Raw genomic sequence first — 13,538 nt, 5'->3', positions numbered from 1 at the left:
GCCGCGAGGCCGCACGCGCCCAAGCAAAAGGCCCCGCACTTGCGTGCGAGGCCTTGCATTTCTTGGCTCCCCGACCTGGGCTCGAACCAGGGACCTACGGATTAACAGTCGGAGTCCGGCGGACTTCAACGGCTTTTCCGAGACTGTTTGGGACGTCAGAAATCCATTGCGGATCAATGGCTTACGAAGAATTCTTGTTCCACGATGTCCCGACTCATAGCATCCGATCCAGCGATTTTTCGGACACGGTTCGGACACGGAACTGCCCTTATGCCGCTCTTGACCGTTCGGGCCATCGATGCCCTCAAGCCCAGGGAGCAAGCCTTCAAGGTGACCTTGGAGCGTGGCCTGCAACTTCGCATCGCACCGGATGGAGTGCGGACCCTGCTCATTCGCTACACCGTGAAGGGCGGCAGTGACGGCGAACGGCAGTACCGACTTCCGCAGGAGTACGGCGAAGGCGCGGGGCAGATCAGGCTTGCCGCCGCGTGTGCCGAGGCCGCTCGCATTCGCGCACTCGCACGAGAGGGTGTGGACTGGCCGGCGCAGGAGGAGGTACGACTCAGGAGAGTTGCTGCCGAGTCAGAGGCGGCTGGCCGGCTCGAAGGGCTGTCTCTCGCTCAGGCAGTGCGCGATTACGTCGAGAGGAAGCGTCGCGCCAAGGACGGGCTGGCCTTGAAGGCACGCACTCGCGCCGACTACTTGGCGATGGTCGAACCGGGCCGAACGATGCGCAGCGGCAAGAAGTTCGCGGACGGCGAGCTCTACCCACTGGCGCACAAGCTTGTGAGCACGATCACGGGCAAGGACATCCGCAAGCTCCATACGGACTTGCGGGAGCGATCAGAGCGACAGGCGACGTACGCGATGCAGGTGTTGCGGGCCGTGCTGCGATGGCACGGTGTCGTCATCACCGACAACCCGCTGGCACGCGATACCGCCGGCCGAGACCGCATCGTCATCACGACCGGGTCCAGCGAACCGGCGCCCATACCGCCCGAACAGCTTGGTGCATGGTGGAACGCAGCAGCGACAGCGCCATCTCGGGTGGCAGCCGACTACTACAGGTTCCAGCTGCTCACTGGCTGCCGAGGCGTCGAGATTCACGGCCACAAGCGCCACGGTTACCCACCCATCAAGGTGGCGGATCTCGACCTTGTCGGCGGCAAGATCACGCTGCGCGACACCAAGAATCGCAGCGACCATAAGCTGCTGCTGTCGCGACAAGCGTTGGAGATTGTGGTGCGTAACGCGACCGACAAGAAGGCGGACGCGGCGCTGTTCCCGATCGTCGATGCACGCAAGACCTTGGCGTGGATCAATGCGAAGGCCGGCACATCAGTGCAGGGACATGGCTTGCGTGACACCTTTGCCAGCATCGCAGAGGAACTGGTGTCGGGTGCGGCACTTAAGAAGATGATGAACCACGCGACGGGCCGCGACGTGACGCTTGGCAGCTACGTCGGCAAAAGCGAAGCGCAACTGAGGCAGGCTTGGCAGACGGTCGCTGATTTCATCGACGCTGCTGCAGCCAATCCTCTTGATCTGGCCCCGCAGTCTCGACCACCTCGCCGTGCCGCGGTGCGCCGTCCATGGCGCGATCGTGCAGTTGCTGACCGTCGCCCAAAACTCCCCCTGGTTCCGTCAGGCCCGCGATAACGGCGGTTCGAGCGTCGGCGCGGAGGACCGAGTACGGCTCAGTGGTCGATCGTTTAAGCTCCAGAGCATGGTTTTTCCCCGACCATTCCGGCGCTTCCTCGCGCGTTTCCTGGCAGCAACGATGCTGTTGGTGCAGCTCGCAGCCGTGAGCTATGCCTGCCCCCTGCAGCGCCAGGATTCCGGAGGGAACCCGATGGCCGGCATGCCTTGCGCCGAGATGATGTCGGGCGTGCAGGCAGTTGATGCGGAGCAGCCCGGCCTGTGCTTCAAGCATTGTCAGATCGACCCGGCGCACCCACCGCTCGATCAGTCGCCGGTCGCAGCGATGGCGTTGCCGGCGCTGCTGACCGTCATCGTCCTGCCAGCGGTCGAACCGCTTGGCACCCAGCACGGTCGTTGGGCGAGCCATCAGATCCGACGTGATCGCGCTCCACCCGACGATCACAGCATCGTCCACTGCTGTTGGCGCATTTGATCTCCTGAAGTTCGCGGTTTGACGGCCCGGGCTACGGCCCCGGGGACCGATTCCGATCCGATCTTCAGGAGTTCCCATGAACGTACGTTTGCCGCTCGCGTCCGCGCGTCGCGCGGTCTGCGGTGTGCTGGTGCTGCTGGTCGCATGGCCGACCATTGCCCGATCAGCATCACTTTCAATGGAGACCGCGGTGGCCTTGGCCGCCGAGCGGTCGCGCTTGGTGGCTTCGGCGTCCGCGCAGTCGCGCGCGGCGAGCGAACTGGCAGTCGCCGCAGGCCAGCGCCCGGACCCCGTGCTGAGGCTCGGGCTCAACAACCTGCCGATCGACGGCCCGGACCGCTTCAGCGTCACGCGCGACTTCATGACGATGCGCTCGGTCGGCGTGATGCAGGAGCTCACGCGCGCCGACAAGCGGGCGGCGCGCGTCGAGCGCGCCGAACGCAACGTCGCGCTGGCCGACGTGGGAAGAAAGCAAGCGGTCGCCGAGGTGCAGCGGGACGCGGCGCTCGCCTGGCTCGATCGCTCCTTCGCCGAGTCCATGCGCGATCAATTGCGGCGGCAGATCGAGCAAGCCCAACAGCAAGTGCAGGCAGCCGAGGCGTTGTACCGCAGCAGCCGCGGTTCGCAGACCGAGGTGTTCACCGCACGCGGCGATCTCGAAGGCCTGCGCGATCGGCTCGACGAGACGGAGCGCGAGATCGACGTGGCCACCGTGCGCCTCGCGCGATTCGTCGGCGATGTAGCGAAGGAGCCGCTGACGTCGCGACCTGCGTTCGCCCTCGCGGCGGACGACGCGCTGCCGATCGAGCGCACGCTCGTCGTCGCCGAGCGGCTTTCGCAAGAGAACGCCGCGCTGGCGGAAGCCCGCGTAACCGATGCCGAGCGCCGCTCCGACTGGAGCGTCGAGTTGATGCTGAGCCAACGCGGGCCGGCCTATTCGAACATGGTGTCAATCAACCTCTCGGTGCCGCTGCAGTGGGACCAGAAGAACCGGCAGGACCGCGAACACGCAGCCAGGCTCGCGATGCTCGACGAAGCGCGCGCGCGGCTCGAGGACGCCGAGCGCGCGGTCGAGGCCGACATCCGCGCCTCGCAAGCGGCGTGGCGCAACCAGGAGCGCCGGCTTCGTCGCCACGACGAGGCCTTGCTGCCGCTGGCCGAGCAGCGCAGCGCCGCCGCCCTTGCGGCCTACGCCGCGGGCAGCGGCTCGCTGGCCGGCGTGCTCGAAGCGCGGCGCAACGCGCTGCAGGTCCACCTCGATCGCCTGCGCATCGAGGCGGACATCGCGCGCCTGTGGGCGCAACTCACCTTCCTGATGCCGCAGGACGGCCCGACGACATCGAGGACCGCACCATGAAGCTTCGCCACACCTTGATCACCGCCGCGATCGTCGCGGCCCTCGCGCTCGCGAGCTATGCCGCCTACCGCGCGGGCATGCAGCGAGGCATGACGGCCCCGGCATCGGTGCAAACGGCATCGACTGCCGAAGACCCGACGAGCAGCATCGCCGCCGGCGAGGCCGCGACGCGACGGCACATCCAGCAGGGCCTGAAGGCCGGCCAGGTCGATCCGGCGACCGGCAAGTCCATCCTCTACTACCACGACCCGATGGTGCCGGGTAAGCGCTTCGACGCACCGGCCAAGTCGCCCTTCATGGACATGATGCTAGTGCCTGTCTATGCAGGCGCGAGCGAAGACGCGGGCACCGTCACCGTCAGCCCGCGCATCCAGCAGAACCTGGGCGTGCGCACGGCCGAGGTGGTCGAAGGCACGCTGCAGCCGAAGCTCGCCGCGGTCGGCAGCATCGCGTGGAACGAGCGCGACCAGTCCGTGCTGCAGGCGCGCGCGAGCGGCTACGTCGAGAAGCTGCATGTGCGCGCGACGCTCGATCGCGTGAAGCAAGGCCAGCCCTTCGTCGATTTCTACGTGCCCGACTGGATCGCCGCGCAGGAGGAGTACCTCGCGATGCGCCGCATCGCGCCGGGCGACTCGGCCCTGCTGGCGGCGGCGCGTCAACGCCTGTTGCTTGTGGGCATGACTGAGCCGCAAATCGCACGCGTCGAAGCGGCCGGGCGCGTGCAGCCGCGCATCACGCTCACTTCGCCATCGAGCGGCGTGGTCGCCGAACTCGCGGTGCGCGAAGGCATGACGGTGAGCGCCGGCATGACGCTCGCGCGCATCAACGGCCTAGGCACCGTGTGGGCGCTCGCCGAAGTGCCCGAGAGCCAGGCGGCGCTCGTGCGGCCCGGCAGCACGGTCGAGGCACGCAGCCCGGCCGATCCGGGCAGGGTGCATCGCGGCACCGTGCAGACCCTGCTGCCCGAAGTGAACGCGACCACGCGCACGGTCAAGGCACGCGTGCAGTTCGACAACCCCGGCGGCCGCCTCGTGCCGGGCGCCTTCGTCACGATGCAGTTCACCGACGCGCGCGCGGGCAAGGCGCTCCTCGTGCCGACCGAGGCGGTGATCCAGACCGGTCGCCGCGCGGTGGTGATGGTGGCGGAGGAGAACGGCCGTTTCCGGCCGGTCGATGTCGAGACCGGGCTCGAGACCAGTGGCCGGATCGAGATCAGGCGCGGCCTCGAAGCCGGCCAGCGCGTGGTCGTCTCGTCGCAGTTCCTGATCGACTCCGAAGCCAGCCTTCGCGGCGTCGAGGCCCGCTTGAACGGGGACCCGAAAGCGGCGACAGCCAAGCCAGCCGAGGTGCATCGCGGCCAAGGCGTCATCGAGGCCATCGGTCGCGATGCGGTGACGTTGAGTCACGGCCCGATCCCCAGCCTCAAGTGGGCCGAGATGACGATGGAGTTCGCGCTGCCGCCGCCCGAGCGGCTGCCGCGAGGACTGGCGGCGGGCGACCGCGTCGAGTTCGAATTCGTCATGGACCCGACCGACGGCCCTGTCGTCAGCCGGATCGTCCCGCTTGCGCCTGCGTCGGGAGCCTCGCGATGATCGCCGCGCTGATCCGCTGGTCGATCGGTAACCGCTTCCTGGTGCTGATGGCGACGCTGCTGCTGGCCGGCTGGGGCGTGTGGACGGTGCAGCGTGCGCCGCTCGACGCGCTGCCCGATCTCTCCGACACGCAGGTCATCATCCGCACGACCTATGCCGGCCAGGCGCCGCGCATCGTCGAGAACCAGGTCACCTATCCGCTCACGACGACGATGCTGTCGGTACCTGGCGCGAAGGTCGTGCGCGGCTATTCGTTCTTCGGCGACAGCTTCGTCTACGTGCTGTTCGAAGACGGCACCGACCCGTACTGGGCGCGCTCGCGGGTGCTGGAGTACCTGAACCAGGTGCAGTCGCGGCTGCCTGCCGCCGCGAAGCCGGCGCTCGGGCCGGACGCGACGGGCGTCGGCTGGATCTACCAGTACGCGCTCGTCGATCGCAGCGGCGCGATGGACGCGGGCCAGCTCCGAGCGCTGCAGGACTGGTTCCTCAAGTACGAGCTCAAGACCGTACCCGACGTGGCCGAGGTCGCGTCCGTCGGCGGCATGGTCCGGCAGTACCAGGTGGTGCTCGATCCCGACAAGCTCGCGGCCTACGCGATCCCGCACGGCCGTGTCGTCGAGGCCATCCGCAACGCGAATCAGGAAGCCGGCGGCTCGGTGCTTGAGCTGGGCGAGGCCGAGTACATGGTGCGCGCCTCGGGCCTGCTCGCATCGCTCGACGACTTCCGCGCGATCCCGCTCGCCTCGACCGACGCCGGCGTGAGCGTGCGCCTGGGCGACGTGGCCCGGGTGCAGATCGGACCCGAGATGCGCCGCGGCATCGGCGAGCTCGATGGCGAGGGCGAAGCCACCGGCGGCGTGATCGTGATGCGCTCGGGCAAGAACGCGCTGGAGACGATCGAGGCGGTGAAGGCCAAGCTCGCTTCGCTGCAAGCCAGTCTGCCCAAGGGCGTCGAGATCGTGCCGACCTACGACCGCTCGAACCTCATCGAGCGTGCGGTGACGAACCTGCGCGACAAGCTGATCGAGGAGTTCGTCGTCGTCGCGCTCGTCTGCGCGGTGTTCCTGTTCCACCTGCGCTCGGCCTTCGTCGCGATCGTCACGCTGCCGCTCGGCATCCTCGCCGGCTTCATAGTGATGCACTACCAGGGCGTCAATGCGAACGTCATGTCGCTGGGCGGCATCGCGATCGCGATCGGCGCGATGGTCGATGCCGCGGTGGTGATGATCGAGAACGCGCACAAGCACATCGAGACCTGGCGGCATGCGCATCCCGGCGAGACGCTGCAAGGCGATGCACAGTGGCGCGTGATCGGCGATGCGGCTGCGGAGGTCGGGCCGGCGCTCTTCTTCTCGCTGCTCATCATCACCTTGAGCTTCGTTCCGGTGTTCACGCTGGAGGCGCAAGAGGGCAGGCTCTTCTCGCCGCTGGCCTTCACCAAGACCTATGCGATGGCCGCGGCGGCCGGGCTCTCGGTGACGCTGGTGCCGGTGCTGATGGGCTGGCTGATCCGCGGGCGCATCCCCGACGAGCGTAGCAACCCGCTGAACCGTGCACTGATCGCGCTGTACCGGCCGTTGCTCGATGCGGTGCTAGCGTGGCCGAAGGCCACGATCGCCGTCGCGCTGCTTGTGCTCGCGAGCACCGCGTGGCCGATCCTGAAGATCGGCGGCGAATTCATGCCGCCGCTTGACGAAGGCGACTTGCTCTACATGCCGAGCGCGCTGCCCGGCCTTTCGGCGGGCAAGGCGGCCGAGCTGCTGCAGCAGACGGACCGGCTCATCAAGACCGTGCCGGAAGTCGAGACGGTCTACGGCAAGGCCGGCCGCGCCGAGACCGCGACCGACCCCGCGCCGCTCGAGATGTTCGAGACCACGATCCAGTTCAAGCCGAAGAGCGCGTGGCGCACCGGCATGACGACCGACAAGCTCGTCGAGGAACTCGATCGCATCGTGAAGGTGCCGGGCCTGTCGAACATCTGGGTGCCGCCGATCCGCAACCGCATCGACATGCTGGCCACCGGCATCAAGAGTCCCGTGGGCATCAAGGTCGCGGGCGCCGATCTCGCGGAGATCAACCGCATCGCCGGCGCGATCGAGCGCGCGGTGAAGCCCGTGCCCGGCGTGAGCAGCGCGCTGGCCGAGCGCCTGAGCGGCGGGCGCTACATCGACGTGACGATCCGCCGCGACGCCGCCGCGCGCTTTGGCATGAACGTGGCCGACGTGCAGTCGATAATCGGCGCGGCCGTGGGCGGCGACAACGTCGGCGAGACCGTCGAAGGCCTGCAGCGCTTCCCGATCAACGTGCGCTACCCGCGCGAGATCCGCGATTCGCTCGACAAGCTGCGCCGCTTGCCCATCCTCACCGACCGCGGCGCGCGCATCGTTTTGAGCGACGTGGCCGACGTGCGCATCACCGACGGCCCGCCGATGCTGCGCAGCGAGAACGCGCGCCTCGCCGGCTTCGTCTATGTCGACATCCGCGGCCGCGACCTGCGCTCGGCGGTGCAGGACATGCAGCGCGCTGTGGCCGAGCAGGTGAAGCTCGCGCCGGGCTACTCGGTCTCTTGGTCGGGGCAGTTCGAGTACCTCGAACGCGCGACGGCGCGGCTCAAGACCGTCGTGCCCGTCATGCTGGCGATCATCTTCGTGCTGCTCTACCTCACCTTCCGCCGCTTCGACGAGGCGCTGCTGATCATGGCGACGCTTCCCTTCGCGCTGGTCGGCGGCTTCTGGCTGCTGTACCTGCTGGGGCACAACCTGAGCGTCGCGAGCGCGATCGGCTTCATCGCGCTGGCGGGTGTCGCGGCGGAGTTCGGCGTGATCATGCTGCTGTATCTGAAGCAGGCGTGGGAGGCGCGGCTTGCCCGCGGCGAGCTCGACGACACCGCGCTGCTCGATGCGATCCGCGATGGCGCGGTGCTGCGCGTGCGACCGAAGGCGATGACGGTCGCGGTTATCGTCGCCGGCCTCGTGCCAATCATGTTCGGCAGCGGCACCGGCTCCGAGGTGATGCAGCGCATCGCCGCGCCGATGGTCGGCGGGATGATCACCGCGCCGCTGTTGTCGATGTTCGTGATCCCGGCCGTGTATCTCTTGATGCGCAGGCGGGGTCGGAGCGCGGAAGGTTCGATGCGCGAGCAGCGCGTCGCGGAGGCCTGACCGCCGCGACGCACCATCGCCTACCTACTTCTTCGTAGCCAGCCACTTGTCGAGCTGGGCGATTTCCTTCTGCTGGTCGCTGATGATCTTGCGGGCGAGCGCCTTCATCTCGGAGGACTTGCCTTGCTCGACCTCGACCTTCGCCATGTCGATGGCCGTTTGATGATGCATGCGCATCATCATGGCGAAGTCCTTGTCGGTGTCGCCGCCGGGCTGCATCGACTGCATCTTCTGCATGCCGCTCATCATCTGCTCATGCATCTGCTGAGAGCCTTGGCCCATGGATTTGCTCATCGGCGCTTCCGTGCTCTGTGCAAAAGCAAGTCCGCAGGCGAGTGCCAGTGCCGTCGAAGCGCCGAGGCGTTTCAGTACGTTGTGCTTCATGGAAAAACTCCTTTTGGTGCCAGCGAGTCATTGGCTGCCGCTGCGGTGGCCGCGCGGGCTGCCCTTGTTGCTCCGCAGCGGCTCAAGGCCGCGGAACGGCTGGTAGTCGGCGATGCCGAACTGTTTCTTCAACTCGTTGCGCATCATCTCGATGTCCGCGATCTGGCTGTGCCACATGCCGCGGCATTCCCGGCGCAGGTCGTGGTGCATCAGATCGCTGCCGGTCATGCAGCCGTTGACAGGCTCCATCAACATGTAGTGATGGCGGCTGAGGGTTTCGTAGAACGCCTTGTTGAAGTCGGCGCCCGGTTGCGCTTGCTCCAAGATCGCAATCGCAGCCTTGCCGTCCTCACGCAGGCGGGGCTGGTAGTCGACGCCGTACCAATCGCGCAGGAAGCGCTGCAGCGTCATGATCTCCTCGCGCTGCATCCGGTTGTTGCGGCGGGCCATCGACTTCAGTTCATCGAGCGTTGCCTTGGCTGGTGTCGCGCCGAGGCCAGGCGTCGGCGAAGTGCCTTCCGTCGGGCTGATCTCCGGTGAGCGCTGAAGATCAGTGCCCGCTGCCAACTCGGTCATGCGCAGCGCCGAGTAGTGGTGATCGATGGTCATCTGCATGAACTCGACCTCGTATCGAGCGGTGAGTCCTTGGCCGGGGGCGTCGGCGAGGGCAGATGTCTGCGTGGCGGCAAGCGCGATGGCGCCCGCGATGGTTCTGAAAGACTTCATGTGCATCTCCATAGGGGTGTCGTAGAGCTGCCCCGTGAGGCAGCTCCGGTAGGCGGTGGACAGAGCAAGCGGCGCCGTCTCAAGTCGCCATGGCTCGGCAGGCCTCGGCGCATCGGCGGCACGCTTCGGCGCAGGCCTGGCAGTGGTCCATGCGGTGCTTGCCGCACTCCTCGGCGCACGCGTCGCAGATCTGCGCGCATTGCTGGCAAACCTGCTTCGCAAATTGGCTGCCGCGAGCCATGTAGCCGGCTGAGAGTCGGCAGATTGCAGCGCAGTCGGCGTCGAGCGCGATGCAGCGCGCCATCATCTTGACGTCTTGCTCTTGTAGGCACGACGCGAAGCAGTGGTCGCACGCCGTTGCGCATGCGTTGCAAGCCTCGATGCAGGCTTGATTGATCTGGTGGGGCATGAGAGTCTCCTGAGAAAAGGGTGCCGCGTTGGGCGACTGCCCAACGACAACGTGCCGCGGCGTCAGCCGCGATGGCGAGAAGCTTTTCAGGAGACGAACTTCGGCCTGGGTCTCGGCGGGGGCCAGATAACCGACGCGAAAGGGAGCGACGATCCGGACAGCCACAGATCCTCCAGTGGAGGGGCTACTGCGGTGGCGTCCGATGTCGCCAGGGTGGAGATCGGCGTCGCCGCCAAATGGCAAGGGCCGGCATCCTTGAGATGACTCCCCAACCCCTTCGACGCCGAGTTCTCATCGACATGGTCGTGCGCTAGGGACGACCCTTGGCCTCCCGCGAGCATCTGAGCAACGCAATGCACCTCGCAAATCATCATGGCGCCAACGGACGCTACGAAGCTCAGCAACGCGACCATCGCGACCCAGCGGTGAAAGCGCCGGGGTGGCCATCGCCCCTGGCTCGGGCGCCGCAAGCCTCCCAGCCTAGATGGCTGGCGGTGCAAGGCGAACAAGTAGGAGAGGCGTGATTCGGTCTGCATGTCCGAGGGCGCACAGGCGCTCGAACCATGCGGCAAATCACGTTCCCTCTCTGGCTGCAGCAGTGCCTCGGTCGTTCAATGCTTGCAAGCGAAGCGCACGCGGCGTTGCGGTGACCGAGGAGAGGCAGTTGCTGCTGCCATCACCCGCGAAGCAACTCAAACACGGTGATGCCGGCTACCGCCACTGAGTCAACCGGGCCGACGACCTCGGCACCCCGCCAGTGCCACCGGTTGAACGGAGGCCAGGCGTGAGGCGCTCAACGACTGCGGCCGCCCGGCTTACCTTGCCTAGGCGGTGCACGCGACGAGCGAGGCTTTTTCTTCGAAGGGTGCCGCCACTTGAAGAAGGCCACGATCGCGGGCAGCGCCACCGCGATGAACACGGCACCGATGATGATCAGCGTGTAGGTGTCATGCGGCAGCTTGTCGAACCCCTTCAGCTCGTGCGGCATGAGGCCGTCCTGCAGCGAGCGGGTCCTACTTTGCCATCTGCATCTCGGTGATCGTGAACTTGCCGGCCTCGTTGACGGCCTTGAACTTGACCTTGTCGCCGGCCTTCACCGCGTCGAGCATCGACTTGTCCTTCACGTTGAACACCATCGTCATGCCGGGCATTTCAAGGTTCTTGATCTCGCCGTGCTTCAGCGTGAGCTTGCCGCCTTCCTTGTCGATCTTGCGCACCTCGCCGTCGGTCATCTCGGCGGATGACGCGGAAGGTGCGGTAGCTTGGGTTTGCACCTTGACCGCACCGCCGTGGTCGCCCGCGGCGAAGGCGATACCAGCCACCGATGCGGCGGCAACGAGAACGAGGGGTCGGATGAACTTCATGTCGGAACCTTTCACTTGGAGGAGTAGCGGGAAAAAACGCTGCTGCGGCCGTCGGCGCCGATCAGCAGCACGTCGTAGGGGTCCTTCCGTTTGCCGTAGGCGGGACCGTCCATGCCTGGTGAGCCGATCAGCATGCCGGGCACGGCAAGACCTACCGCATCGGGCCGCTCCTTCAGCAGCCGGCGTACATCGGCCGCCGGTACGTGGCCCTCGATCGCGTAGCCGCCCACGGAGGCGGTGTGGCAAGAGCCGAAGGCAATCGGCACCTTCAGCCGCTCGCGGGCGTCGGTGTTGCCGTCGTCGTGAACCCGGACGGAGAAGCCGTTCTTCTCCATATGCGTCACCCAGTCCTTGCAACAGCCGCACTTGGGGCCTTTCCAGACCTCCATCGCGGTACGAGCTTGCGCGCGAGAGGCGAACGGCGTGGAGAGCGCCAACATGAGAAGCGTCCGACGCGCTGTGCCATGGATGCGAGCCCGAGTCATGGCTTGCCTGCCTTCGCAGCAGCGGTCGAGCCCGCCGCCACGACCTTGATCTTCCCGACCATGCCGGCCTGGTAGTGACCCGCGATCAGGCACGCAAAGTCGAAGTCGCCGGCGCGGTTGAAGGTCCAGACGATCTCTCCCGTCTTGCCGGGGCCCACATGCGCCATGTAGGGCTCGTCGTGCTCCATCGTCGGGAACTTGATCATCATGTCCGCATGCTTGTCGTTCTCGGCCTTGGTCCCGATCACGAACTCATGCATCTGCTTGCCGTTGTTCTTGACGACGAACTTGACCGTCTCGCCTTGCCGGACTTCGATCTTGTCGGGCGTGAAGCGCATGGTGTCGGCCATCCCGACTTCGATCGTGCGCTTGGCGGCCTTGGCGTCGCCTGCGATGCCCCAGTCCTTCTGCTCCTTCCTCACCGGGCCGGCCTTCTTCGAGTGGTCCGTGCCCTCATGCGCGAGGGCGGAGAACGAGAACGCCACGGCGGTGGCGAGCAGGAGTGGCTTGATCACTTGCATGAAGTGCCTTTCTTGAATGGAGATCAATGGCCGGAATGGCCACCGGAGGGCTTCCGGACCTTCACTTCGACGTCCTGCGGTGCCTGCTTGACGACCGGCATGGAGCCGCTGCTTTCGGCCTTGAAGCGAGCGGGTTCGGGCAGCGCGCCGCCGAACTCGTAGGCCACGGTGCCAGGCGGATGCTTGAACCAGCCGGGGTCGCCGTAGGCGCCGCGCTTCTGGTCCTTGCGCACCTTGACGACGCTGAACATCCCGCCCATGCCGACCGCACCGAACGGCCCCTGCCCGGCCATCATGGCGGCGGTGTTGTCGGGAAGCGGCATCTCCATCTCGGTCATGTCCTTCATGCCGCGCTCGCCCATCACCATGTAGTCGGGCACCAGGCCGGTGATCTTCTTCGCCACGCCGCGGTGGTCCACGCCGATCATCGTGGGCACGTCGTGGCCCATCGCGTTCATCGTGTGGTGGCTCTTGTGGCAGTGGAAGGCCCAGTCGCCTTCTTCGTCGGCAAGGAAGTCGATCTGCCGCATCTGGCCCACGGCGATGTCGGTCGTCACCTCGTACTGGCGAGCGCTCTTCGGCGTCGGCCCGCCGTCGGTGCCGGTGACAAGGAATTCATGCCCGTGCAGGTGGATCGGGTGGTTGGTCATCGTGAGGTTGCCGATGCGGATGCGCACCTTGTCCATGTGCCGCACGACGAGCGGATCGATGCCCGGAAAGATGCGGCTGTTCCAGCTCCAGAGGTTGAAGTCGAGCATCGTCATGATCTTCGGCGTGTAGCTGCCGGGATCGACGTCGTAGGCGTTGAGCAGGAAGACGAAGTCGCGGTCCACCGCGTCGATCAGCGGATGGCGGCCCTTCGGGTGCGTGATCCAGAAGCCCATCATCCCCATCGCCATCTGCACCATCTCGTCGGCGTGCGGGTGGTACATGAAGGTGCCGGGGCGCCGCGCCTCGAACTCGTAGACGAAGGTCTTGCCGGGCGCGATGTGCGGCTGCGTGAGGCCGCCCACCCCGTCCATCCCGTTGGGCAGCCGCTGACCGTGCCAGTGGATCGACGTGTGCTCGGGCAGCTTGTTGGTCACGAAGATGCGCACGCGGTCGCCCTCGACCACTTCGATCGTGGGCCCGGGCGACTGCCCGTTGTAGCCCCACAGGTGGGCTTTGAAGCCGGGCGTCATCTCGCGCACCACCGGCTCGGCCACCAGGTGGAACTCCTTGACGCCGTTGTTCATGCGCCAAGGGGCGGTCCAGCCGTTGAGGGTGACCACCGGGTTGTACGGCCGGCCGGTGCGGGGTGCCAGCGGCGGCATGGTGTCCGGCTTGGTCTGGATCACTGGCTCCGGCAAGGAGGCCATCGCCACCTTGCTGACCGAGGCGGCGGCCACGGCGCCCGTGATCGCGC

At 66.6% G+C, this 13,538-nt stretch carries 13 protein-coding genes; 5 read left to right on the top strand and 8 right to left on the bottom strand.

Going from position 1 to position 13,538, the window contains the following annotated elements:
* Positions 1–270 precede the first annotated feature (270 nt).
* The 5 genes from VFR90_RS10530 (at position 271) to VFR90_RS10510 (ending at position 8,244) form a co-directional block, all read left to right on the top strand.
* Entirely contained in the window at positions 271–1,659 is a 1,389-nt protein-coding gene (locus tag VFR90_RS10530; protein ID WP_326406085.1) for a tyrosine-type recombinase/integrase, read from the top strand.
* Entirely contained in the window at positions 1,604–2,134 is a 531-nt protein-coding gene (locus VFR90_RS10525; RefSeq protein ID WP_326406084.1) for a hypothetical protein, read from the top strand. Before VFR90_RS10530 ends, VFR90_RS10525 begins: the two co-directional genes overlap by 56 nt.
* Before the next feature lie 76 nt (positions 2,135–2,210).
* Positions 2,211–3,491 (top strand): TolC family protein, encoded by a 1,281-nt coding sequence (locus tag VFR90_RS10520; RefSeq protein ID WP_326406083.1) that lies wholly within the window; start codon positions 2,211–2,213, stop codon positions 3,489–3,491.
* Positions 3,488–5,083 (top strand): efflux RND transporter periplasmic adaptor subunit, encoded by a 1,596-nt coding sequence (locus tag VFR90_RS10515; protein ID WP_326406082.1) that lies wholly within the window; start codon positions 3,488–3,490, stop codon positions 5,081–5,083. The genes VFR90_RS10520 and VFR90_RS10515 overlap by 4 nt, the downstream gene beginning before the upstream one ends.
* Positions 5,080–8,244: an efflux RND transporter permease subunit gene (locus tag VFR90_RS10510; RefSeq protein ID WP_326406081.1), complete on the top strand. Its 3,165-nt coding sequence runs from the start codon at positions 5,080–5,082 to the stop codon at positions 8,242–8,244. Before VFR90_RS10515 ends, VFR90_RS10510 begins: the two co-directional genes overlap by 4 nt.
* Before the next feature lie 24 nt (positions 8,245–8,268).
* Here the strand turns inward: VFR90_RS10510 and VFR90_RS10505 are convergent, their stop codons facing one another.
* From VFR90_RS10505 to VFR90_RS10470, 8 genes are all read right to left on the bottom strand, one after another.
* Positions 8,269–8,628, bottom strand: coding sequence for a DUF305 domain-containing protein (locus VFR90_RS10505; protein WP_326406080.1), 360 nt, complete (start codon positions 8,626–8,628; stop codon positions 8,269–8,271).
* Between the two features lie 27 nt (positions 8,629–8,655).
* The gene (locus tag VFR90_RS10500; RefSeq protein WP_326406079.1) at positions 8,656–9,354 is read right to left on the bottom strand and encodes a DUF305 domain-containing protein; all 699 of its coding nucleotides are present in this window, start codon (positions 9,352–9,354) and stop codon (positions 8,656–8,658) included.
* A gap of 79 nt (positions 9,355–9,433) precedes the next feature.
* Positions 9,434–9,763, bottom strand: coding sequence for a four-helix bundle copper-binding protein (locus VFR90_RS10495; protein ID WP_326406078.1), 330 nt, complete (start codon positions 9,761–9,763; stop codon positions 9,434–9,436).
* 793 nt (positions 9,764–10,556) lie between these two features.
* Complete coding sequence (locus tag VFR90_RS10490; RefSeq protein WP_326406077.1) at positions 10,557–10,751, bottom strand: hypothetical protein; 195 nt, start codon at positions 10,749–10,751, stop codon at positions 10,557–10,559.
* A gap of 25 nt (positions 10,752–10,776) precedes the next feature.
* Positions 10,777–11,127: a copper-binding protein gene (locus VFR90_RS10485; RefSeq protein WP_326406076.1), complete on the bottom strand. Its 351-nt coding sequence runs from the start codon at positions 11,125–11,127 to the stop codon at positions 10,777–10,779.
* Between the two features lie 11 nt (positions 11,128–11,138).
* The gene (locus VFR90_RS10480) at positions 11,139–11,567 is read right to left on the bottom strand and encodes a DUF411 domain-containing protein (protein ID WP_326406075.1); all 429 of its coding nucleotides are present in this window, start codon (positions 11,565–11,567) and stop codon (positions 11,139–11,141) included.
* 41 nt (positions 11,568–11,608) lie between these two features.
* Positions 11,609–12,133: a cupredoxin domain-containing protein gene (locus VFR90_RS10475; RefSeq protein ID WP_326406074.1), complete on the bottom strand. Its 525-nt coding sequence runs from the start codon at positions 12,131–12,133 to the stop codon at positions 11,609–11,611.
* Positions 12,134–12,156: 23 nt separating this feature from the next.
* Positions 12,157–13,538 (bottom strand): multicopper oxidase family protein (locus VFR90_RS10470; protein WP_326406073.1); only part of this gene is annotated, 1,382 nt, incomplete at its 5' end.

This window comes from Methylibium sp., assembly GCF_035762065.1.
Taxonomy (GTDB): Bacteria; Pseudomonadota; Gammaproteobacteria; order Burkholderiales; family Burkholderiaceae_C; genus Methylibium.
The sequence above is the reverse complement of the archived record's forward strand: the minus strand, read 5'-3'. Positions and strand labels throughout refer to the sequence as shown.

What these genes read in the sequence shown, in the direction of transcription:
- VFR90_RS10505 (WP_326406080.1), bottom strand. Translation starts at nt 8,628, where the DNA reads ATGAAGCACAACGTACTGAAACGCCTCGGCGCTTCGACGGCACTGGCA.
- VFR90_RS10515 (WP_326406082.1), top strand. Translation starts at nt 3,488, where the DNA reads ATGAAGCTTCGCCACACCTTGATCACCGCCGCGATCGTCGCGGCCCTC.
- VFR90_RS10520 (WP_326406083.1), top strand. Translation starts at nt 2,211, where the DNA reads ATGAACGTACGTTTGCCGCTCGCGTCCGCGCGTCGCGCGGTCTGCGGT.
- VFR90_RS10510 (WP_326406081.1), top strand. Translation starts at nt 5,080, where the DNA reads ATGATCGCCGCGCTGATCCGCTGGTCGATCGGTAACCGCTTCCTGGTG.
- VFR90_RS10530 (WP_326406085.1), top strand. Translation starts at nt 271, where the DNA reads ATGCCGCTCTTGACCGTTCGGGCCATCGATGCCCTCAAGCCCAGGGAG.
- VFR90_RS10490 (WP_326406077.1), bottom strand. Translation starts at nt 10,751, where the DNA reads ATGCCGCACGAGCTGAAGGGGTTCGACAAGCTGCCGCATGACACCTAC.
- VFR90_RS10485 (WP_326406076.1), bottom strand. Translation starts at nt 11,127, where the DNA reads ATGAAGTTCATCCGACCCCTCGTTCTCGTTGCCGCCGCATCGGTGGCT.
- VFR90_RS10475 (WP_326406074.1), bottom strand. Translation starts at nt 12,133, where the DNA reads ATGCAAGTGATCAAGCCACTCCTGCTCGCCACCGCCGTGGCGTTCTCG.
- VFR90_RS10500 (WP_326406079.1), bottom strand. Translation starts at nt 9,354, where the DNA reads ATGAAGTCTTTCAGAACCATCGCGGGCGCCATCGCGCTTGCCGCCACG.
- VFR90_RS10495 (WP_326406078.1), bottom strand. Translation starts at nt 9,763, where the DNA reads ATGCCCCACCAGATCAATCAAGCCTGCATCGAGGCTTGCAACGCATGC.
- VFR90_RS10480 (WP_326406075.1), bottom strand. Translation starts at nt 11,567, where the DNA reads ATGTTGGCGCTCTCCACGCCGTTCGCCTCTCGCGCGCAAGCTCGTACC.